Source organism: Geminocystis sp. NIES-3709, from assembly GCF_001548115.1.
GTDB lineage: Bacteria > Cyanobacteriota > Cyanobacteriia > Cyanobacteriales > Cyanobacteriaceae > Geminocystis.
The window spans coordinates 24,101-49,712 of the sequence record NZ_AP014824.1 but is presented as its reverse complement, the minus strand read 5'-3'; the positions used below and the strand labels follow the sequence as shown (position 1 = coordinate 49,712).

At 35.7% G+C, this 25,612-nt stretch carries 10 protein-coding genes and 2 pseudogenes; 2 read left to right on the top strand and 10 right to left on the bottom strand.

All coding sequences use genetic code 11. From position 1 onward, the window contains the following. Positions 1 to 101 precede the first annotated feature (101 nt). Entirely contained in the window at positions 102 to 1,415 is a 1,314-nt protein-coding gene (locus GM3709_RS18075; RefSeq protein WP_066120999.1) for a transposase, read from the bottom strand. A 234-nt stretch (positions 1,416 to 1,649) separates the two neighbouring features. On the opposite strand from GM3709_RS18075, the pseudogene GM3709_RS18070 reads away from it, so the two are divergent. Further along, positions 1,650 to 2,761, top strand: a pseudogene (locus GM3709_RS18070) (IS630 family transposase). A gap of 47 nt (positions 2,762 to 2,808) precedes the next feature. On the opposite strand, the gene GM3709_RS18065 reads toward GM3709_RS18070, so the two are convergent. The 3 genes from GM3709_RS18065 to GM3709_RS18050 form a co-directional block, all read right to left on the bottom strand. Beyond that, the gene (locus GM3709_RS18065) at positions 2,809 to 3,684 is read right to left on the bottom strand and encodes a sulfotransferase (RefSeq protein ID WP_066122236.1); all 876 of its coding nucleotides are present in this window, start codon (positions 3,682 to 3,684) and stop codon (positions 2,809 to 2,811) included. Between the two features lie 550 nt (positions 3,685 to 4,234). Continuing rightward, entirely contained in the window at positions 4,235 to 6,442 is a 2,208-nt protein-coding gene (locus tag GM3709_RS18060) for a tyrosine-type recombinase/integrase (protein ID WP_066122233.1), read from the bottom strand. A 923-nt stretch (positions 6,443 to 7,365) separates the two neighbouring features. Continuing rightward, a complete protein-coding gene (locus tag GM3709_RS18050) occupies positions 7,366 to 7,551 on the bottom strand; it encodes a hypothetical protein (protein WP_066122226.1) in 186 nt (61 codons plus the stop codon). Positions 7,552 to 8,133: 582 nt separating this feature from the next. Between GM3709_RS18050 and GM3709_RS18045 the strand changes: the two genes are divergently transcribed. After that, a complete protein-coding gene (locus GM3709_RS18045; protein ID WP_066122223.1) occupies positions 8,134 to 10,230 on the top strand; it encodes a hypothetical protein in 2,097 nt (698 codons plus the stop codon). Positions 10,231 to 10,308: 78 nt separating this feature from the next. On the opposite strand, the gene GM3709_RS20325 is transcribed toward GM3709_RS18045, so the two are convergent. From GM3709_RS20325 to GM3709_RS18020, 6 genes and pseudogenes are all read right to left on the bottom strand, one after another. Beyond that, the gene (locus GM3709_RS20325) at positions 10,309 to 21,009 is read right to left on the bottom strand and encodes a PD40 domain-containing protein (RefSeq protein ID WP_066122221.1); all 10,701 of its coding nucleotides are present in this window, start codon (positions 21,007 to 21,009) and stop codon (positions 10,309 to 10,311) included. Positions 21,010 to 21,472: 463 nt separating this feature from the next. Then, on the bottom strand, positions 21,473 to 22,390 hold the full coding sequence (locus tag GM3709_RS18035) for a ParB/RepB/Spo0J family partition protein (protein WP_066122218.1): 918 nt from the start codon (positions 22,388 to 22,390) through the stop codon (positions 21,473 to 21,475). A 520-nt stretch (positions 22,391 to 22,910) separates the two neighbouring features. After that, positions 22,911 to 23,273, bottom strand: coding sequence for a four helix bundle protein (locus GM3709_RS18030; RefSeq protein WP_066122216.1), 363 nt, complete (start codon positions 23,271 to 23,273; stop codon positions 22,911 to 22,913). A 173-nt stretch (positions 23,274 to 23,446) separates the two neighbouring features. Continuing rightward, positions 23,447 to 24,199: a ParA family protein gene (locus tag GM3709_RS18025; RefSeq protein WP_066122213.1), complete on the bottom strand. Its 753-nt coding sequence runs from the start codon at positions 24,197 to 24,199 to the stop codon at positions 23,447 to 23,449. 139 nt (positions 24,200 to 24,338) lie between these two features. Next, positions 24,339 to 24,488: pseudogene (locus GM3709_RS21585) on the bottom strand (IS5/IS1182 family transposase); the annotation flags it as partial. A gap of 105 nt (positions 24,489 to 24,593) precedes the next feature. Further along, positions 24,594 to 25,547, bottom strand: a complete 954-nt coding sequence (locus tag GM3709_RS18020; RefSeq protein WP_066122211.1) for a site-specific integrase — start codon at positions 25,545 to 25,547, stop codon at positions 24,594 to 24,596. Between the last annotated feature and the right edge of the window lie 65 nt (positions 25,548 to 25,612).

Genomic DNA, 25,612 nt, shown 5'->3' with positions numbered 1-25,612 from the left:
CCAATACCTTCGCCAAAAAAAGACCATAAAAAGTTGTCCGTGTCAAATTTTTTTGTCACAGAAATTAATTTTTTTATTTTTTTTGGTAACAAGAGAGAGTGTTACCCAAAAGAAATAGGATGGATTGCCCCAATGTTTCCCAGTCGATTCACAATGCGAGACATTAAAATTGGTTCTGGTTTTTGGGGAAGCAATTTTATCAACTCATCAACGTATCTAAAGCCACGGTAAAAGGCTTTGAGATCTAAAAGACTAAAATCATTCACACAATCACGACGAAAACGTTGCAATATTTTTTGGGAAAAATTAACCATGAAAAAAGCCAAATTCACCATATTTGTAACGGCAATTTGAGACACATTCATAAAATCTTCCAAACCCCAAAATTGTTTTGCATCCCGAAAATTGAACTCAATTTGAAATCTTAATGAATAAAGTTCTACCAGTTTTTTGGCGTTGAGAGTGAGGTCTGTAGAGAATAAAATTACATGACCTTGTTCACGGGTTTTCTGATGAGTTTTCAAAATAATGACCACATTAATAGGCACAGAAAACTCTTTATGTAGTACCCGTAATTGATAACATTGTAAATTCCAATCTCCTTGCATACTACGAAACTGTAGAAACGTGTCCGACAGTTTACGGGGACTGATTTTTAGACCATACTTACATTTAGTATTTCCCCCTTGGGAAGGTAAATACAAAGCACTATCATGACGTAACTTACTGACTAAATGTAGTCCCATCTGCAATGCCATTTGTGCCGCATTATGATGCCCAAACTTGCCATCAAGGAGTAAATATTTCAGAGCAATAGTATCACCAATCATAGATAGTAATGCGGATAACATACCTTTAATACGAAATAGCTCACTTGAAAGTGTATATTGACTTTTATCTTTGTTTTTTGAGCCTTTTGGGCGACCTCGTTTTCTTTTCCCCACCATTGGAGGTAAAGTTGAATTAACATTACTTTCAACGGACGGTTTAATTATTTGTTCTATTCGTAAGGGATAAGATTCCCTTTTTTCTAGTCCCACTAAAGATAAAACAAAAAATGACAATCCTTTGACAGGAGCGTTTGTTAAGCTCGAAAAGAACCAATCAACACCGTATGTATGTTTTCCTGATTTAGTTGTCACGACTTCATCTCCTGCGATAGCATAACTTTCGTCACGGTTAAAACAATGGCTATGAAAAAATACCCACATTAGGGTTGGCCAATTCTTTGGACTATGACAAAACCGTTGAATCGTTCGGTAACTTCCTCCCTTTCCCGTCCATCTTGAGATACCTAACATGGTAACTCTACCCGTCATAGCGAACATTCCCTGAATTATGCAACCTAGTTGCTTCAAACTTGTGTTGTCTATGTGCAGTGTGAGACAAGTTAATAATGCTAAAATATTTATCACGATGCTGTTGTAGAAATTGATCTTTGATTTTACCTAGTTTCTTACAAAAGCTCTGTTGACATCAAGTTTTATTTTCCTCTTTCATTTTGGCGAAGGTATTGTATGCGGAAATAAACTTATATTACACTGGTCATAATTTAAAATACAATAAATTCTCATCAATTTAGGTTAAGCTAAGACGCACTTGTATAGTCTATAATCATAATAACACAAATAAATTTGTTAATCTTAATTATGCCTATTAAAAATTTCTTATCACTAGAAGAAAAACATTATTTACAAAATGCTTTAAAAAAAGAAGATAGAGCTGAAGTCAGAGAACGAATTTTAATATTTTTATTAGAAAATGATGGTAAAAATTACCAAGAAATCGCAGATTTTTTAGGTTGCTCTACTCGAACAGTTGCATATTGGGCAGTTCATGGAAACCCTAATAATATAGAAAGTTTACAGAATGAAAGTAGAAAAGGAAATTATCACAAAGCCACACCAGAATATCGAAAATTATTATTAAAAGTAGTAGATATAGAACCGAGTGCTTTTGGATATGAATTTGGTCGTTGGACAGGAAAAAGATTATCGGAACACTTAGAAAAAGAAACTGGTATTAAGTTAAGTAAATCTCAAATACAAAGGATATTAAAAAAAATAAATATGTCTATATTTGGTCAAAATATAGTTTAGAAGATAAACAAGATCCAGAAAAAAGAGAATTATTTAAAGAAAAAATAGAAGAATATATAAGATTAAGTAAAGAAAGAGAAAATGATTTACAGATATGGTTTTGGGATGAATGTGGGTTTAGTTTAAGAGTAATAAGAAGAGAATTATGGACAAAAAAAGGTAAGAGAAAAACTGTCAAAGGTATAAGAAGAAGAGGGAGAGTAAATATGATGGGTGGCTTAAGATACTCAGATAAAAAAAGAGTATGTTATGTAATTAAAAAAGGAGATTCTATGACATTTTATGAACAGTTAAAGAAACTGAATGAAGAAATAAAAGAAGAATGGATAAAGAAGGGAAATAAAAAAGAAGATTTTGAAAAAATAGGACCAAAAATAGTACTAATATTAGATAATGCTAGTTTTCATAAAAAGAAAGAGATAATAGAAAAAATAGAGAAGGAATTGCCGAATATAATATTGGAATATTTACCTCCTTATAGTCCAGATTATAATTTAATAGAATTAGTATGGCATTCAGCAAAAGAATATATAGCTAACCGAGAATTTCAAAATGTAGAACAATTAGAAAAAACAATTAGAAGATTATTAAATGAGAATCAATTAGAAATAAATTGGAGTAAAAAATTTAAGAATAAGGGAAATTTGATTAATGCAACTTAAATGCGTCTTAGCTTATTTTTTTGCTCTCTCTCTTGAAAACATTATTTTTAAAGGTTTCTGACAGTTAACTCAGGTTTTAATAATCCGGGATAAAAGGTTTGATAAAACCAAGCATATTTTTTAAATAGTTCAGACTGAATACGTTTGGGAATGACATGAGAATTTGGAGGTTTAATTTGAGTATAGGTGCGATGAAGATATTTAAAATGATAGTGACTATCACTTTCAGAGGATTTTACGGGTAATTGTTGAGGGTTAAAAGAAATAGGGGATAATCCTAGCCACTCATATATATTTTTCATTACGGTAACAGGTTCTATCATTAAATGTTCAAATACGACATAATAAAGACGTTGCTGAAGTTCACTGTTCAAATCTTGTACAACTTCCATGGCATGGAGAGGATTGCCAATAACTCCACTATTATTGAAAAGTTTATCGGCTCGATCGAACGGTGATAAACTAGCGAGATTGTCAGGAAAATCTAATAAGATTGTTTTTTGATGTTGTGCTTCAATAGAACCGTAAATCTGCCCTAATTCTCTTACACAAACAAGCATACGAAAATTAGGATCTAAAGAATAAACTGTTTCAAGATGATGTAACCATCCTCGATTTTTGTCTACCACCCATGATTGTGGCGTTTCTCGAAACCAACCATTAATAAAGCCACGAAAAGAATTAATTAAACGTTGGTAAGTGAGATCGAAATTAACATCTAGTTGGGAAAGTAAAAAAGGATTTTCGCTGAGACTGGAACGTAATTTCATGAGAGTAGGACACAGAGGTGAACTGTGACCTATACTATAGATATGAGAATGAATCCCTAACAGTTGACACAAAAGAGTCGAACCCGCACGGGGTAAGCCTGTTACATAGATAATATTTTTATCAAAAAAAACAGTAGAATTATCTTGAAACATAAAAAATAAAAAATTAATTCAGATATTCAAAACGTTAACAGTACTTTGACAAATGGATGAAAAAAATTAAGATATAATTCTTCTATTAGGTAGTATCATCAATTAGAAATTAAAACAAGATAAAATATATATCTGAATAATTTTTAGACATAAACACAGTGCGCTAAGAATATGCCTCGTTATGCTTTACCCCTCTTTTGTCAAACTCCGCAAACACTTGCAATTTATAAATTCTGGAGCTGTTATATATCAATCGATCTAACCGATATTTAATACTATAAAATCGACCGAAACTTTAAATTAGTAAATTTTACTCTGTAGTATAATTTGATTCTTAGTTTCCAAGCACTGTAAAAATATTTAATAATAGTTAAAATCAGAAAGTGACAAAAGAGGGATATATAGGAAATCCCACTACAGATAAAGTAATGGGATGAAGAAAAGGAAAAATTAATAAGCTAGTACGCATCCAGTTTGCTATTGTGAACCCTTTACAGTAAAAGATTTAGAGCTTAAAACAGGAAGATTAAATGCGTCGAGTGCTTATGAGTTACGAATCTTTCCAGGGTTGTTGAAAAAAATCAATGACCGCCTTCTGAATCGCCTGACGTTTTTGGGCGGGGCGACGACGATCGTAGATTTTGCGTAAAGTTTCAACACTGTGTCCCATAGCGTAAGCCAGAGAACGGATCAAGGCATCACTAGACCCCAGATCCAAATAATATGTAGCATATATATCTCGTAGAAGGTGGGGATGTACTCGAATTCCCGTTAAAGTATGACATAGATTCGTAAAAAACTTACCCAGATTAGTAGCCCTAAACTTACGACTATTTTGTTGGCAGAAAACAAAATCATGGTTGGGATTGTACAAAGAACGAGTTTCCAGTATCCGAGGCAGAAAAGAAGCAGTGGGGTCAAATTTTGCCCCATTAGCCTTTAACTCCCCATTAGGAGCATAATAGTAACCATAAAGCCACATCTCAATGTAATCATAGAAACAATAACCGTCAGAAAACTTAATATTGGGAATTTCCAAGATTTGATGTCCATAAATGTCACCCGTCTTATAAGATTCAGGAGTCATATCCCTGTACCATACCCCCGACTCGTCACGGTGTAAAAAACCATAGAAACGGTTTTTGCCGATATAACGATCTGGTGGAAGAGGATGAACCAAACCATCAACGGGTAAATTAGCCGGGCGTTTAATTGGACAGGAAACAGCCATTCTCAAATCTCGCAACTCTTCCTGACGACGAGGGGGCATATAAGTTAAATTCCCCACCATCATATAACCTTGAATACTCCATGCCACCGCGGATAAAGAACGCATATCACCGCAGTTTTTTCGGCGACGACAACATAGTCTCAAAGGTTCAAGCACCTCATCTCGAAACATAGGTAATTCCATCCATTTTTTGGACATATCAGCCACGGAATCTTGGGTTGCTTTTTCCTTGACTAATTGATTAATACGAGTCCGTAAAAAACGAATCACAGGCACCTGTACATAATTATCATTGTCATTAAAAGGTAGATAATGAAACTTAGCTAGAGCTAATAGACAGAACAAAAAGTTCATCATAGTAGCGGCACTATCAATTTGGCGTTCAGTATGCAAAAAACTCATCAAATCACATAACCAAGACTCCACATACTTTTGCACCTCTTTAAGCTGTTGAACACTAGCACTTAAAGGCTTTGCCGGTATTAATGTTTCCAGAGAAAGGGAATTAATATCTTCTCCGAGAATATTGACTCGCCAACCGAAGATCAAAAGTAAACTCCGATTCTGAGTATCGATCGTACTTTGACGAACCGCTTTTTCTACACGACTCGGATAATATTTTTGAGTTCTAAACTTTTTGAATTCAGAAAGTTGAGTTAATAATCCCTCGGTTAACTGAGATTCCTTGAGACCGTATTCACCCATAAAAGGTCGATATATGACAGGATTATCGGACACCCGACCATACCCACGTCGTAATTTAAAAGGAATACAGTCAGGGTTACAATGAGATTCTGCACTTTTACCAAATTCAATATTGTTACCAAATTCAATATTTTTACCAAATTCAATATTGTTACCAAATTCAATACTTTTGCCAAATTCAATATTTTTACCAAATTCAATATTGTTACCAAATTCAATACTTTTACCAAATTCAATACTTTTACCAAATTCAATATTGTTACCAAATTCAGTACTTTTACCAAATTCAATACTTTTACCAAATTCAATATTTTTACCAAATTCAATACTTTTACCAAATTCAATATTGTTACCAAATTCAGTACTTTTACCAAATTCAGTACTTTTACCAAATTCAGTACTTTTACCAAATTCAGTACTTTTACCAAATTCAGTACTTTTACCAAATTCAGTACTTTTACCAAATTCAATACTTTTACCAAATTCAATACTTTTATTCAAAGCACATCGATAAGTATATTTAGTCTTATTAGAAACATCAAAATAATTAAAACCCTTACATTGAGCATTAAGACCATCATGAATAAAAGTCTCAACAGAAATGGTTGTCAAAAAAGACCATGCTTTTTTCAATAGTTCTGCATTGAGCTTCCGTAACTTAGTATCATCCGGTGTAAAATGGAATCCCCAACCTTTGATTGTGTATCTTGTTACAGCAGTTTGAAGTTGATTCCATCTAGTTTTGGCTTCATCAAAAGGATATTGAACAAATAGATGATCTTTGAAACCGTGGATCAGATCATAAGCATTTTTAAATTTCATAATATATTACTCCTTAGTAAGATAATTAAATTAATAGAGAGTAAAAAAGATTTGGTAGTGGTGTAGAAGGAGTGATTTTTTGCTCTGAAACCATGTGCAGTCATTTTCAAATCACTACATTTTTAGGACTACCAAAGATTTTTACTCTTGCTTGTTAAAGCCCTTCAAAAATGGGTTTTAACTCGATGGTTATAACAAACAAAAGTCTTATTTAGAAACAACAGCAATTTCATGATTATTTGCTATTATTTTATTTTTGATAAATAATGAATTATTGCCTTAGATATTAAAAATTTAAAGTTAATTGAAAATTGAAACTTAAACAATTAAAAACATCTTATAAATACAATAATAACCTACAAAAAAAGATTGTGAAGTGTTATTTAATACCTCAACTATTAGAAAATAACAAAAAGAATAAATCATAGCTAAATACTTATTAATAATAAAGAAAGTAATCGAGGGATTATTAATTGCCTTTCTTGAGTCAATAGCTTTTAAATAAAAATTGATAAAACCATTATCAATTATGGGATTTAGAGCTTTTATTTTTACAATCTTATAAATAATATCTGGGGTATTTATAAGGTAAAAATAGGTTTTTTGTTGTGTAACACCTAAAAGAGTGAGGAGAGAAGACTTGAAAATAATTGAATTAAGTTGCTTAGGAGAAAAATGTTTATATTTATTCACAGTCTTAGGAATTTATTTTATAAAATATTTGATTGATCAATAAAAATATTTTCTTATTTTCAAGTCGAAAATATAATTTTATCAAGAAATTATGGTGAGAAAAATGATCAGTAAATATACAAAAGTTATGGTTAATAAGGAGAAGATATAATAGAGAATTATCGAGGAAATAGAATTTCATTACTGAAAGATAAAAATGTCTATTTATATCTTTATCAATAGGATTTTGCTTAATCAAGAAAAATTGTAGTTCGGGCAATTTTTTCAATTAATTCACTCAGAGAAACTCCTTTCTTTTGGGCGAAATATTTTAGTTTTTCATGCGCCGTGGGGGTGAGGCAAATAGAATATCTTTGTTTAACTTGATCATAGGATTCTCCTATCCCTCGCATACTTTTAACTGCTTTTTTTGCCATGGTTTTCATTGGTGCTAAACTAGAGATTAAATGTATAGTTGTGTAATTTTATTCTCAAAATACATTTCTCAAGAAGTTTTCATTGGTAGTAAACTAGAGATTAAATGTATAGTGACGATCGACTGAAGGGTTATTCCCCAACAACTTTATTGTTTATCTTGATTAAGCAATGCTATTGATCGAACTTGTGAAAGTATGCTATAAAGTTCTTTGAGTTAGCTAAATAGAATAAAATCAGTCAATTAATTTTGCTTACTTACTTTAAATTATTAGGTTTTTATTTTCATACCTTGATTTACCAATGCTGTAATGGTTTAATAGTTGTCACTGTGGGGGGCTTTGTGGCAATTTCAGACGAAATATTTTCAAGAAGCCTTATCCTATAAATAATTGGCAATTATTTATCTTTTATTCCGAATTCATATACCCTAACACTATTAAATATTTATTTATGGAAAATGCCATTATGGAGAATAATTAATTATTTGCATATTTGCTATTAAGTTCTTTAGTCTTTTTTTGATATTAACCTTTTTTTTTGGTTTTGTCTATTTTTATTAATTTTTGTTTATCACTAAATCTATGGAAGTGCGTTTAAAAAATTTAGAGGATGGGATGTTGTTATGGAATAACAGTTCAATTTGTACGGCTCATCCTCGACTCAAGGGAAGTTTAGCCAAGGTATTTTCTGAATATATTCTTCCTGAGTTGGGCTTTTCTCGTCAAGATATTAGGAGTAATTTGAGTTTGTGTCTTTCTACGATTCCTGTGATTGCTTTTCTCAACAATGGAAGGAGAATGCTTGATTTGTTTAGTCACTCGCAAAATTATCCGGTGCGCAAAACTACTTTGACATATTATCGTAGTGTTTTGATTCGTTTTATTGATTTTTTATGTATGACGTTAGGGGATGAATCATTGGGGTTTTCTTCTCTTTCTTCTATAGAAGAAATACAGGAAAAATCGAAAGATAATATTGAATCGGGGGAAAATCTGTTAACTATTGCGGATGCTCAGAAAAATAGTATTAATTTGGGAAATAATCCGTTAACGGCGGACTCTGATGAGAATACTGTTAGTTTAAAAGATGGTATTAAGTCAAAGGATAATTCGTTAACGGCGGACTCTGATGAGAATACTGTTAGTTTAAAAGGTGGTATTAAGTCAAAGGATAATTCGTTAACGGCGGACTCTGATGAGAATACTGTTAGTTTAAAAGGTGGTATTAAGTCAAAGGATAATCCGTTATCTGTTGCCTCTGATGAGAATACGGTTAGTTTAAAAGATGGTATTAAGTCAAAGGATAATTCGTTATCTGTTGCCTCTGATGAGAATACGGTTAGTTTAAACGATGGTATTAAGTCAAAGGATAATTCGTTATCTGTTGCCTCTGATGAGAATACGGTTAGTTTAAACGATGGTACTAAGTTAAAGGATAATTCGTTATCTGTTGCCTCTGATGAGAAAAAGGTTAGCTTAGAAAAGTTTGGGATATCTTCAAGAAACAGTGGTAGTAATAATCGAGGCACTGGAATTAAACTAAACTTTAATCTGATTTCTTCACAACTGAAGTCGGAGATTGAAAACTTACTTTGTTTTGCACAAAGGGAGGAGAAAAGGCTTAGTGATTGTACTGTTAAAAGTTATTTGTCGATTATTCTCTATTTTTTGGGCTGGTTACATCGTTGTCAGGGTGTTAGTTTATCTGATGTTTGCTTGAAAGATATAACAAATATTATTAAGCTAAAAGGTTTTGTTGATTGGGGTTATCAAGAGCGAGGTAATGGTTTGGGATGGGCTTTGAATGTGATTTCGGCGGCTATTTTTGTGGCTCGTTATTATGAGCAGTTGTCGGAGAGTGTAATTGATAATATTTCTGACTTACGTCAATATTTAGCTCAAACTCGTGAACAATATCTTCACAGAAATAAACCCATTGAGGGGAAGAAAGAATTAAGTTTATCTCAGGTGCTAATGGTAATTAATTATTTGCGTAATTGTTGTGCCTCTAATGTTTCTGATGAAAATACTCCCAATTTAATGGCTCAAATTAAGTCATGGCAAAGATATTTGTTGATTTCTTTATTGGTTTATACTCCTTTACGTTTGAGTGAAATTGCCGAAATTAAGATTGATGAGTCGATCGATCTTCAAAAGCATCTTCAGGAGGAAGGAGAGGATATTTTTTATTTGATGGTTAGGATAAAGGGTAAGAGGGGTAGTGCTTCTTCCGGGGTAAAAAGAGTGAAGATTCCCGAATTTTTGAGTTCTGATTTTGGCTATTGGTTGAATGATTTACGTCCGTTGGTGGGTGAGCAAAGTAATTTTCTGTTTACCAAATTAGGTTCTTATAAACATCCCTCAAGTCGTGGAAAGCCTTTGTTATTAAAGGATTTGTCGGAAATGGTAACTCATGAGTGGAACAAGTCAACGGAACATTTATTTGGGGGGGCAATTCCCATTAAACCACAAGATTTAGGTAGATTTAATACTGGAATACAGCCAAACTCAACTTTATCGGATATTGCCGAGCAAATAGAAAAAGCGAGTCGGGGTAGTGTAAAGGATAGTTTACTGGATCCGATTATTTCTCAACTTCAACAATTTCCTGATAAATATAAGGGTTTGGGCTCTTTGGGGGATATTTTACGACAGTTTGAGAATAGTATAAAAAGATAGGATGTTTATTTATAATACCTGAGTTCGACAGAAAAAACCTTGACATCACCTTAGATCGAATTCAGGTAACTACGAACTTTAAATCACGAGAATGTCAGCATTAGTCAAAGCTAAACCAGTATTTAAAGTCGCAAATTGCACCGCCGCCGTTGCACCATTACCATCCACATCAAAGAAGAATGCACCATTACTAGAGTTATAGATAAAACGTTGAGAAGATGTGGTAGCCGATGAACCTACACGGAATTGATTTACTGGTAAAGTACCTAATGATAAACCACCGCTAAAACCATCTCGACGAATCAAAATAGTATCATCAATAACGTTAAAATCAGTAATTCGGGCGCGCAGCGTGCCTTCGGCATCGATTCCTTCACCACTAGAATTAAAACGGAAATAATCAGTACCGATACCACCAATCATGGAATCATTGCCAATACCACCAATTAAAGTATCGTTACCACTACCACCTATAAGACTATCATTTCCCAATTCACCGATGAGAGTATCATTCCCAGCACCACCATTGAGAGTATCGTTACCATCCCCACCAGTGAGATGGTTGTCAAGATTATTACCCGTAATATTGTTACGTAAACTGTTTCCTATACCATTGATATTTCCTGTTCCTTGTAGGATTAGATGTTCTACATTTGTTCCTAAATTATAGGTAATAGTCGATCGAACTGTATCTGTACCCTCTGTGAGATTTTCAAGGATTCGATCGTCTGTACTGTCCACATAGTAGGTATCATTTCCTGTTCCACCTATCATGGAATCATTGGCAATACCACCAATTAAAGTATCGTGACCACTACCACCGTTAAGGGTATCATTCCCATCTCCTCCACTGAGGTTATTATTGCCAGTATTACCAGTAATTAAGTTATTAAGAGTGTTACCCGTACCGTTGATATTTGCTGTTCCTTCCAATACTAAATTTTCTACATTAGTCGTTAAAGTATAGGTAATAGTCGATCGAACAGTATCTGCACCTTCACTCAATAATTCTAAGACTTGATCGCCTGTACTGTCCACATAGTAACTATCGTTTCCTATACCACCAATCATGGAATCATTTCCTATACCACCGGTAAGAGTATCATTACCACCACGTCCATTGACAGTATCATTACCATCTCCACCAGTGAGATGGTTGTCAAGATTATTACCCGTAATACTATTATTGTCAGTGTTACCTGTACCGTTAACATTCCCCGTGCCTTCTAACACCAGATTTTCTACATTTGTTCCCAGAGTGTAGGTAATAGTCGATCGTACTGTATCCGTTCCCTCATTGCTATTTTCGACAACTCGATCGCCCGTATTGTCCACATAGTAAATATCATTTCCCGTGTCACCGATTAAGGTATCATTTCCTATACCACCGATTAAGGTATCATTACGATCGCCACCACGGAGGTTATTATTACCACTATTACCTGTAATTAGGTTATTAATAGTATTACCAGTACCGTTAATGTTTCCAGTACCTGTTAACGTCAGATTTTCGATGTTACTCCCTAAAGTATAAGTAATAGTGGAATTAACTGTATCTATACCTTCATTAGATAATTCTACGACGTGATCACCCGTGTTATCCACATAGTAAATATCATTATCTCTACCACCTGTCATACTGTCACCCCCCGTACCACCGTTGAGGGTATCGTTACCCCGTCCACTGGTTAAGGTATCATTACCATCACCACCACTAAGGTTATTATTCCCAATATTACCTGTTATAAGGTTACTAAGAGTATTACCAGTACTGTTAATGTTTCCAGTACCTGTTAAGATAAGATTTTCGATGTTAACACTAAGAGTATAGGTGACAGAACTATTGATGAAATCTGTACCTTCATTTAGGGCTTCGACTACTCGATCGCCAATGTCATCTACATGGTAAATATCGTTGCCATTAGCTCCCACCATAGTGTCAGCACCGCTACCACCGTTAATAGTATCATCCCCAACACCACCGTTAATTTTATCTGTACCTGAACCTGTGACAACATTAAATATTTCAAAATTACTGTAAGTAATAATGTTGTTAATACCATCACCTATAGTATTTATGGTTGTGCCAATAACACTGGTAATATTACTGGTAAGAGTAGAGTAATTAATTACCAATAAATCATTACCCACTCCCCCATCAACAGAGTCAATTCCTAAGCCCGGAGTAATAGTATCATTACCAATTCCTCCCATTAAAGTATCTCCCAAATTCGCTCCACGCAAGTCATCTCCATAACGAGTACCAATGATATTAAATCGTTCAACATCACTATATTTAACTCGACTCGGTCCCCAAGTGTTAATTTCACCAGTACCAGTACTAACATTAAAGGAATTGTAGCGAACACCAATGTCCACATAGGAAGATAAAGATAACTGATTAGTTATACCAAAACTACTACCTAGAGCATATGGATTTTCATCTATATCACGCTTCACTGTAGTCACTAAAGTAGCCGTTCCCGTTAAGAAGGAATCTGCTACATACAAGCCATACAAGCCATCCTGAGAATTGATGGGATTTTGATAGCCTATAAGTTTAATAAAAGCAACTTTTGCTCCATCATCAGACAAAACAGAATAATCTTTAAAGTTTTGAGATAAGTTATAAGCACCTGCTACTTGTTGGATTTCAGAAGAACCAACACTTCCCACCGCTAAAAAATTACCATAGCTACCATCTGCCCAAATTGCTTTTATACCATTACTATGAATAATACTAACAAATTCTGAGGAATTACCACCTCTGAAGGCTTTCACCATAGGCAAATCAACATTCGTATTAGCATACCAAACACCATATTTATCTCCCTGATACCCTTGCCAGATAATTTGGGAACCATCTTCAGATAGTGAGATGTTTTCACCATTATTTTGTGTAATTTTGCGAATGTTTGTACCATTAGTGTTCGCTACATACAATGTGTTGCCATTAGTCCAAGCAATTTGATTACCATTGCCAGAAAGGATAAAATTACCATAAGCACTAGAACTATTCGGAAGTGCTACTTTTCCCGTTCCGTCACCATTCGCTACATAAATACCGTCGCTATTCCAAGCAATTTTATTCCCATTACTAGATAGAGAAATTCCATAACTATAGTAATAATCATTATTATCAATTTTGATAGGACTACCACCATCAGTTTTTCCAACCCATAAACCAAACTCTGGATTATCATAGTTGTAACCATCGGTGTTAAAATAAGCATAGGTTGTACCATCACCAGAAAGAGCAAAAAGATCACTGGAGTTATAGTTACTATCTCTTAGTTTTACAGGAGTTCCGAGACCATAAGCATTAGCAATAAAAGTCGAATACTCATAAGAATCAGAAGTAAAGAGATTATCCTTCCGTGTTGAAGTTGTCCAAGCCACCGCTCGAGTATTCAAATTAGAATAATCCAAAACTAAAATATCCGTTCCTGCACCGCCGTCAACAAGATCATCCCCCCAACCTGGTGCAAGGGTATCATTGCCATTACCACCTTGAAGAAGATCATTCCCTTCCCCAGCATCCAGAACATCATTGCCATCTTGTCCCCGTAAAGTATCATTACCGGCTAGAGCTTTGAGTTGGTCATTCCCCAACCAACCATCGAGGAGATCATCCTCAGCACTACCAGTAATGGTGTCATTGCCTATTTGTAAATTAGCAACGATATTACTGCCAACCAAATTATCTACAGTTTCAATAAACCCACTTCCTGCTGATGTCCCCGTTGCATTGAAGAAATTATCAATACGCAGATCATTATTCCCTGCAACACCGTCTTTATTCAGGTCAATGAATAGGGTAGTTCCTGCCCGACGCATTCCGTTCCCTGATGTGGAGGGAACTCCTAAGATAAGATTAATATCTGACAGGTCGAGTTTATCTGTGCCACTAAGATCATTGATTAGACTACCTCCTCCTGTTAGAGCTTTTAATACATAAGTATCATTTCCGGTTCCCCCAGTTAAGGTATCACCGCCGTCTCCCCCCGTGAGGGTATCGTCAAGATTGCCCCCCCTTAAATCATCACCATAAGCAGTTCCAGTAATATTAAATTGCTCAACACTGCTATATTTAACTCGACTCGGTCCCCAAGTGTTAATTTCCCCATTACCCGTACTCAGGTTAAAGGAATTGTAGCGAACGCCAATGTCCGCATAGTTAGACAATGATGGACTTTCAAGAATTCCACCACTAAAAATATCGGAAGAAATTAAAGTGAGAGGCTCTGCTCCGTCAACACTGGCGACATAAACTCCCTCACCTGAACTATCCAAAACAACTCGTTTACCGTCATAAGAAAGAGAATCAATACCAAAACTATATACCTTCTCTGTGTTTGGCACCAGCCACCGTTGAGAGCCATCAGTTCTAGCGGCATAGACACCCGTCTGAGTACCAACCCAAGCAACTATAGCACCATCACCAGAAATTGAAGAAACTAAATTATAAGCACTAAGATCTCCTGACAGTTCTCGTTTATTACTCCCGTCGGTATTGGCAACCCAAACGCCACCCCAATTAATAGCCCAAGTAATTTTAAAACCATTATCAGATAAATCTAAACTATTTACGTAACTATCTACTTGAATGGTTCTTTGATTCGTTCCATCAAAATTGGCAATATAAATAGTTGTTTTTGAATCTTTGTATCTTGCCCAAGCAATAGTTTTTCCATCAGCAGAAATAGTTGTGGATTGTTCTCCTTCTCCACTGGTAAAACTATAATCTAAATAACTTAAGCTAGTTAATCTTTTAACTTGAGTACCGTCTGCATTAGCAGTCCAAACACTGCTCTGTTCATACCAAATTATTTTACTGCCATCTCCAGAAAGTTTGACATCACCACCTCTGTAATTCATTATCTGCACAGGGGGTTCAAGGCTATTAATTTTTTGTACCCACAATCCCGGAATACCCAGAGCATCAGTATCTGAAGTTTTTAGGTATCCAAAAACAGCGATCGTTGTACCATCAGCAGAAATAGTAGTTCGGTAACTGTAAGCAGTATTGAGAGAAGTTCTGATAGGTGTGAGCATTCCATAAGCATTACTTACATAGGCATCATAATTAGAAGTTCCTTCTTCATAACCTACCCAATTAACCGCCTGAGTGGGTAAAGTGGAGTAATCAAGGATCAAGGTATCAATACCATCTCCACCATCAACAATATCATCCCCCCAACCCGGCTTGAGAATATCATTACCATTACCACCACTAAGGAAATCATTATCACCAAAAGTGAGGGGTTGTTGTTCATTTCCTCCCACAATAACGTCATCGCCATCATTGCCATAGAGGGTATCGTTCCCCACCTCTCCTCGTAAATAGTCTCCCTCAGTTCCGCCCTCACCTCGGTCATTTTCTGCCCCAGCAATGAGAGTATCCTGACCTAAACCACCCTTGAGGGTATCATTCCCAGCATCACCATAGAGAGAATCATTCTCTGTGCCACCGTCTAACAGATCATTTCCTGCACCACCATAGAGGGTATCAATTCCTCCTTCACCATAGAGAGAGTCATTTTCTGTACCACCGTCTAACAGATCATTACCAGTACCACCCTTGAGGGTATCATTCCCAGCATCACCATAGAGAGAATCATTTTCTGTACCACCATCTAACAGATCATTACCAGTACCACCCTTGAGGGTATCAATTCCTCCTTCACCATAGAGAGAGTCATTTTCTGTACCACCGTCTAAGAGATCATTACCAGTACCACCCTTGAGGGTATCAATTCCTCCTTCACCATAGAGAGAGTCATTTTCTGTACCACCGTCTAAGAGATCATTACCAGTACCACCCTTGAGGGTATCAATTCCTCCTTCACCATAGAGAGAGTCATTTTCTGTACTACCGTCTAAGAGATCATTACCAGTGCCACCCTTGAGGGTATCAATTCCACCCTCTCCATAGAGAGAGTCATTTTCTGTACCACCATCTAACAGATCATTACCAACATTCCCCTTGAGGGTATCAATTCCCCCATCACCATAGAGAGAGTCATTTTCTGTACTACCGTCTAAGAGATCATTACCAGTGCCACCATAGAGGGTATCATTCCCAGCATCACCATAGAGAGAATCATTTTCTGTACCACCATCTAACAGATCATTACCAACATTCCCCTTGAGGGTATCAATTCCCCCCTCTCCATAGATAAAGTCATTTTCTGTACCACCATCTAACAGATCGACTCCTTCACCACCTTTGAGAGTATCATTTCCCGCATTTCCATAGATAAAGTCATTCTCCGTGCCACCATCTAACCAGTCATTACCAGTACGACCGTTAAGGGTATCAATTCCCCCCTCTCCATAGATAAAGTCATTTTCTGTACCACCATCTAACAGATCGACTCCTTCACCACCTTTGAGAGTATCATGTCCCGCATCTCCATAAATAAAGTCATTATCATCGTCTCCATAGATTAGGTCATTTTCTGTGTTTCCATAAAGTCTGTCAACACCAGTGCCACCATAGAGAGTATCATTACCACCATAGCCATTAAGAGAGTCATTTTCCGTGCCACCGTCTAATAAGTCATTACCTAAACCACCATAAAGGGTATCAATTCCCGTCTCACCATAGAGAGAGTCATTGCCATCATCACCATAAAGCACATCGTTCCCAATTTTACTTTCAATCAAGTCATTACCTTTCTCTCCTTCAAGCACGTTGTCCTGTCCATTACCCACCAACGTATCATCACCATCAGAACCAATGGCATATTCTATATCTAATAAAGTATCAGTTTTACCGTAACCGTCTATTGCTGTATTTAGCTCAAGATTGACATAAACAGAAGTTGCCGGATCATAACCGTAAACAACAACATCAATATCTTCTCCGCCATCTAAAGTATCATTGCCGTCATTGCCAACAATTAAATCATTCCCCTTTTGCCCGATGATTTGATTATCAAAAGCATTGCCAATGAGAAGATCAGCAAATTGAGAACCCATAATATTTTCTAAATTATTGAGAAGATCGTAGGTATCTGTTCGAGCTAATCCAGCCGAACTAACAAAGTAATTTGCAGAAAACAATACATATTCCAACGCTTTCCAACGATAGTCAGTATGGCTATAGTCTTTTGTCTGATCAATGTTAACAATAACTTTCCTGGTTAAGTTGATATATGTAACCGTATCAACACCATCACCACCGTCAAGATCATTATAATCCGTACCACCATCTAACAAGTCATTACCAGCACCACCCTTAAGGGTATCATTCCCGGCATCACCATAGATTACATCATTCTCCGTGCCACCGTCTAACAAGTCTGCACCCACACCACCCTTGAGGGTATCAATTCCTCCATCACCATAGAGAGAATCATTCTCCGTGCCACCATCTAACAAGTCATTACCAGCACCACCCTTAAGGAGATCATTCCCGGCATCACCATAGAGAGAATCATTCTCCGTGCCACCATCTAACAAGTCATTACCAGCACCACCCTTAAGGAGATCATTCCCGGCATCACCATAGATTACATCATTCTCCGTGCCACCGTCTAACAAGTCTGCACCCACACCACCCTTGAGGGTATCAATTCCTCCATCACCATAGAGAGAATCATTCTCCGTGCCACCGTCCAACAAGTCTGCACCCACACCACCCTTGAGGGTATCATTCCCGGCATCACCATAGAGAGAATCATTCTCCGTGTCACCGTCTAACAAGTCTGCACCTGCACCACCCTTGAGGGTATCAATTCCTGCCTCACCATAGATTACATCATTCTCCGTGCCACCATCTAACAGGTCAGCACCCGCATCACCATAAAGTTCATCCTCGTTACTATCGCCATAAAGAGAATCATTACCAACATTACCAAAAACCATATCGTTCCCAGCACCACCAGAAACTCGATCATTTCCACTTTCGCCATCAAGAAAATCATCTTCCCCATCACCATATAAGAAATCATTGTCTAAACCACCTAAAACATAATCATTGCCACTACCGCCTCTCAAAGTATCATTACCTCCACGACCCTGAAGATTATCCCGATCATTATTCCCACTAATGGAATCCTGACCAGAACCACCAGAGATCACATCATTGCCATTTCCACCATTTAAGATTGCACCCACAAGAATATTTTCTTGTAGAATAATTCTGTCATCCTTCTCAGCCGCATCAGCTCTAATCTGCTGGACATTAGTATAGGTTTGGTTAAACTGAAACCCAGATATAACGATCGTCTCGCTGGTAGCCGTCCCCGCCTCATGTTTAAGTGAAAAGACTTCTGCAATATCTGTCGTATCACCCACGATTCTGGATGAAGCTCTTATTCCTACATTTAAATATAATGTTCCACTACTGAGTGTTGCCAGAGCTAGTCCAGGGGGTATTTGTTTACCCCAATTAAATTCTGCAAGGGTAAACTCAGGTAAATTAAATCTTTTGGTTGTTTTTAAATACCCTACACCAACAGAAGCATAAGCAAAGAAACCCGCTGTTATTTGCCCCTTCGCCTCAAATAAATCCTGGGGATTGCTAAGTAACGAGGCAAGTTCATTAAACCTTACCTTACCGTCAGCATCTGGATCGTTCAAGTCAAATTTGAAATCTCCATAAATTCCCCCACCACCACCAGCACTGGCAACACCTAAATTTAGTTCTGCTGATGCCTCCACTCCCATATTAAAGCCAACTTCTGGAGTGCTTGGATTATCAATATAAAAACCGTTTAGTATATCTGATTCTTTATCAGAAAATTGATAATCACGAAAACCTTTGCTATCAAATCCCAATCCTAAGTCAATGAATCCACCAAACTTGCCAGTCAGCCGCATTCCAACTGCTGTTATTATGGGTAAAGGAAAATATTGGCTGTACTCAGTCTGAAAATCAAATCGAGGCAATTTGTATTTAAACAAATCAACATCTTTACCAAGCAGTAGCCCAAACGCTGCATTTGGATCTGATAGGATTGGCATGGACAAGCCACCACCCGGCATATTTAACAACCTACTGATGAAATTATTGGCTTGGGGATCACTGTTAAGCTGAGTTTCCAAATCCTGAGAAGTGATGTTTGTTGGAATGATATTGCCGAGATTAAAGCCACCAGTACGAATATCCTGAGTTCCAAAATTAAAGCTGCCGAGATTGATCGCTAAACCACTACTAGGCACACTGTTAACCAGTTTCCCCACTTCTGCCAATGATTCAATAAAGTCTTTGTCTGATTGCGTGATCGCGCCCAATGACTCCGCAATGTCTAATATACTGAATTTGGTAAATTCAAAATCGTATTCTTTTGTAAAAAAATCAAGGACAGGTTGGATGGGTTGAGTAATTGTTTTGATCCGATTCAGTATTGGCTCCATGTAGCCATTAAGAAATGTGCCTAAATCTAATTCGACATTCTTGAACGCAACTGCTGGTAGAGAACCAAAGTTTTGAGTAGTGCCTGTGCCAAGGGTTTGTCCATTGAAATTCCAGTCTAAAGTAAAGTCAGAACTCAGTGTCGGAAAGTTAGTATTTTGAGCAAATGCCGTTTTTAATCCTAATTTGACATTCGCAGCACCCGTTAACTTAGGGTCAATAAAACTGCTTAAGTTCAACGATGGTAGCTCTGTTAACTGCACCTTGCCATCACCATCTTTTAAGTCAACTGCAAACAGACCATTAAATTTAGACCCGGCATCCTGAGCGTTTAGTTTTAAAAACCCTAATTTGGCATTAGCATTTAAACCAGGAAGGGTAGTGTCTAATTTGACTGAAAATTCATTAGTTTGATCTGTCCTGAAGTAAAACCCACTGGTTTTGTTGATTCCAAATTTGAAGTTTAAATCGTAACTCAGGTTAGATTGAGCGGAGCCGGTAAGGGATAAATCAATGCCAGGTAATCCCAAGTTCGTATCTGTTGAGGTAGTAAATGATAAGGGATTGGTACTGGATTTTCCTAAACGCAAAGCAAATTCAAGATTATCGGTGGTTTCGTTAAAAGTAATATTTTCTAACAAAACATTTGCTCCAGAAGCACCCAACGCATTGGTTAAGGCTTGTTGTATAGAAATAGCAGATAGATGACTACCTTGTAAAACTGTTTGAAAATAATTCTGTAAATTCTGAATAAATTGAGTGTTGGGATTACCATTTAGCTTGGTTCCTAATAAGGGTAAGTTTGCTCCCAAGATTTGACTATTTACCCCAGCTTGCAACTTGCTAAGTAATTGCTGTATTCCTGTATTGAGTTCTCCTAAGTTAGTTCCTGTATAAGTCGTTGATTTTTCTATTGACACTAACTCTTCATTAATCAACACTGTGTCTAGATCGTTTTCTGTTTGAAGAACAGAGACTGATGAAGACGTTAAAGTAATCCCTCTCACCAAGTTCGAGAATATTTCTCCTTCATCACCTTGGGTATCGATCTGATTAACTTTTGCATCAAGAAAATGACCTATTTCTTCGATTATTACTGCCCTGAATAAATCTGCTGAAGCTGTTTTTGAAAACCGATCGGATAAATAGATAGTATTCGTAGAAACAGCAAAACCACCATTAGCACTACCTAAGATATTACTACTAACAATCTCAATTTTCGGTAAATTGCTGAAATCACCCTTACCCCAAGCCGTTAAAATCGCATCAGTACTTGTACGATCGTAGTTATCCCCAAATGCTAAGTTTAAAGTAGTTTCAACATCACCAAACAATAAAAAATCTTGTAAATCATCCTTAATAATACCAATAACTTCTGATAGTATATACTCTGTGTTAAAAATAGTTGTACTCATCAATTTGATTTTCCCTTGGTGTAAAATTAAAAATTATAAAAGTAAAAATTTTTGAATGAATCCAAGAGAAAATAAAAGAAATACTTGATTTTTTATAATGAGTGTTAATGTTCACATCTTGGAATTTTCTTAAGGGCATTGTAGCACAACTAAACAATAATTTCAATGAGTACTAATAAATAATTTTTTTTAATACTATTTCTATTAATCGTACCTTACCCCTAACTATTGAGTGGATACTTTACCCCATCATCAAAATGTATGCTTGTTAAGTTCGGAGTATGCTTTAATTATCCTGATGGCAAAATCTTCTGTTCTTTGTTGAATGCTGATTTCTGAGTTATTATTAGTCACTTATAAAATAAAAATATAGTAATTCAATTTTATTTTATAAGTGATGAGTATTTACTCATTACTCCTTACTCAGAAATCGTTTTTTATCCCACCCATTTTTTCGCTCACCCTAATCCTCTAACAATAAATTAATCTTTTCTAACAGCTTCTCTACCTTTTGCCATTTCTTTGGTTCAGTTTCCCACAATTTCTTTTTTTTTATCTGTTTCACCGTAATATCAATTTTTGCGGAAGCTGTCTGTTTTTCTCCTATACTTAATTCTTTCACTTTCTCCTTTATCTCCCTCACTGATAAATTCTGCTCGCTCGATTCTTTCAATAAATCTACTCTTATCTTTTCATCATTTATTTTACTGAGCGCGATCGCTTTCGTATAAGCTAATTGTCCCATTCTGAGAGCTTGTAAAATATCATCAGGTAATTTCAGTAAAGGTAAACGAGTTCTAATAAAAGATTCCCATTTCATGCCTAATGATTCAAATAACTCAATAATCACAGTAGTTTCATTTTTAATGGAAACGTTTCCATTAACTTTTATTTTCTCATTTTGCATTCGATATAATTGAGTAATGACATCATCTGCTGATAGATTTAGTCCCATAGAAAGTAATTGTAGAATCCCCTCTGTTTCCTCTACTGGGTTTAAATCTTCCCGTTGTAAATTTTCGATTAAAGCAATTTGTTTTGCTTCTAAATCCGTTAAAGTTTTAATACTGACTGGTACGATCGTCAACTTTAACTCAATCGCTGCGCGTAATCTTCTCTCTCCTGCTACTAATTCATATTTGCCATCGGCTAATGGACGCACTAATAAAGGTTCTAAAATACCATGTTGTTCGATCGAACTTTTTAACTGTTCTAATGCCTGACGATCGAAATAACGTCTTGGTTGAGATGGTGGTTTAACGATAAGATTAATGTCTAATTCTGAAGAAGATTCATTTATTGATTGATGATTTGTTGAATTTCCCAGTAATAGATCAACTCCTCTTAATTTGCTATAGGGTTGTTCTTTTTTGCTTACCATGATTAATTTATCGTTATTGACATTTCAAATTTTTAGCCATCGAGAATTAATAAACTTTATGGATATTTTAGTCTAAACCAATTAAAAATAGAGCCATTTTTAATTAAAAATGATACAAACTTGAATAAAGACGAAACTTATTGTTCAGATAAAAAAGTGTTGCAACTTTATTTGAAATAACTATGTTGTTCGATTCAATAGATTTCTTACAAAAGTGAAATAACCTAACCGTTCAGGGGGAGACGATGTTAAATGGGTTTGAGCCATCATTTAGTCCAGCAATTTAATGAAATGGGATGAAAGCACTGAGTTAATGCACTTAAACTTAAAACCTTGATTCTGCCGTTAACCCCTGAACGCTTACGAAATAACAGACATTTTACCAATAGTCAATGGTTATTGAGATTGATAATTTCTTACCTAAAATATATTTTTATTGGTTCTTCTACTTTGAGTATGACAAATCAAGTATAAAAAAAGAGGGAAGAGGAAAAAGGGAAAAGGGAAAAGGGAAAAGAGATTATTTTTCTAATTTTTTAATCAGAGCAGATAACATTCTAGTTTCTTGTTTTAAAAGATTAATAATGTATTCTACATCAATTTCTGAACATAATCCTACTTTGACAGAAATAATTAAATGGGTTTCTAGCTCGTTAACAGATCCTTGAGAAATATTTAAAAACCGAACATATTCTGCTTTATATCTTCTTCCATAACCCTCGGCAATGTTTGCGGGAATAGATGAACCGGCTCTCCTAATTTGTTGAGTGATGCCATAAAGTTCATCTTTTGGATATTTTTTAGTGAGGTGATAGCATTTTTCAGCAATTTCAATACCTTTTTGCCAAATTATTAAGTCTTTATAATCTCTTATTTCTGACATTTTATAATTTTAAATAAACTTAAAATACAATTTTCTCTTCCCTCTTCCCTTTTCCCTTTTTTAACTAATAATTTATCATAACTACTGTAGAAGAGCCTTTTTATTTTGTAAGAGATTCAATAAACTGTAAAAATTGTTTGACTTATTCGACTTACCCATAACGTTATGGGTAATTATAGTTTGATTAATTGTTGACTAATTTGATTGAGAATTTTAACCGCAGGATGTTTTGGTTTATAGACAGCTAAAGGTACTCTTTTCTCCGTAGCATCGGCAAAAGCAATAGAACGAGGTATAGGTTCAAAGACAGTAGCAAGAGGAGATAATTGTTCTTTTATAGCCTCATAAGTTCTCGATTCTTGGGCAGTTCTACCATCGTACATAGTAGGGATAAAACCAGCAAAAGCTAGATTTTTATTAACAGACTTACGCAGTCGAGCCACAGTATTTAACAATAAATCAGTACCTTGAAAAGCCTTAAATTGACATTGAATTGGTACTAACAGATGAGTGGCGGCAACTAAACTGATAATACTGAGAATACCGAGACTAGGGGGACAATCAATAAGGATAAAATCGTATTTTGAAAGATAGGGATCGATCGCCTCTTTGAGTCGTAGTTCACGCATGAGAGCGGAGACTAATTCAATTTCCGCACCACTGAGATTAATATTAGAAGGAACTAAGTCCATAAGGTGAATTTGACGATGAATTGGTAAATCCTCCTCATCGATGATGGTATTGTAGATAGTTTTCTCTAAATCATAAGGTTCAATACCCATAAAAGTAGTAAGAGAGGCTTGAGGATCTAAATCCAATAATAAAACTTTCTTCTTTTTTTTCATTAAAGAGTAACCCAAATTCATAGTCAGAGTACTTTTTCCTACCCCCCCAGACTGATTAAATAAAGCAATAATAGAAGTCATAATAATAATAATAGATTAATTCAATGGTAAATAATTCAGAGGGATTTTTCTTTAATAGATGTCTCCAGAAATTATATTTTTGAGAAATATGGTCGATGTCTAATTATGATATTTTTTGAGCAACAGTAGTTTTAATTACTCGAACAATAGTTGAATCCTTAGTGGCATATTCAAGATCAGCGTCTTGGGCTAAAACTCTAAAAACTCACGAACCAAACGCCTTTTCGATTCCAGCGACTAAAACAAAACCAGTATGAACAACTCGAAAATCTCCGAATCTATCAGGTATAGTTGTTTTAATTAACTTTGAGACACTTTTAAAAACCTAAGTTTTTGATAAACAATAGTTACAGGTTTTGATTTTGTTTTATTCTTATTTGAAATGACTATAAATCTAAAATTTTAATTTTTTTACGGCTCTACGTTTAACTTCTTCACCTCGGAGATCGTACTTTTTCGTGGTAACAGGGGAAGAATGACCAGCCAAATCTTGTACTGTAAAAACATCTTCTCCTTCAGTGAGTAAATCACTACAGAAAGTTCTTCTAAAATCGTGGGGGGAAAAATGGGCAAGACCTGCTTTTTTGGCTCTACTTCGGATTAAATGATAGACAGAATCACCATTTGCGCTTAAATGTTTAAATATAACTTCTCCGTTAAGTTTCACAGGACAAACTAAAGCTCCAGGTTCATATCCTCTGATGCTTAACCATTGTTTAACTAGCTCGATCGCCTTCTCATTAAGATAAACTGTACGAGTTTTATTCCCCTTACCGTGACGAATCAGTAACGCTCCAGTATCTAAATCTAAATCCTGTAACTCCAACTTAACCAACTCATCACGTCTGAGTCCACCACAACGTAACAAAGAAATAACTGCCCCATCACGAAAAGAAATAGTTTTACCCTCCTCTTCACAACTAGCCAGTAAAGCCTGAATTTCGTTTCTAGCCAAAGTTCGCCCTCGTAATTGGGGTTTGACATTGAGACTTTTCAAGTCCACCGCCTTGCTATAATCATTAGCAGACATTAAATCCAAGCGATAGGCTTCATGTAAAACCCTTCGCAGAGCCACTAACATCTTATTTACCGTAGTTGCCGATAACTGTTGACTCAAAGCAGTACGAATCGCCGCCGTATGACGATAACGTAACTTTGACCAATCTAAAGTCATCAAATCACAACGATTATTAGAGATTAGACGAGCAATTTTATTGAGGGCAGAGCGGATAGTGCGCTGACTACCATGAGCTAAAGAACCCAAATAAACGGCGGCAGGATGTACTGTTAAAGGCACAGGCTCTTTGAGGATTAAAGTTTCGATTTCGTCTGAAGAAACTAACAACATAATATAACTCAAAGTTCCGTTCTCGTTATTCTTCTATTCTTTCACATCTTTGAGCTTTTTTTTTG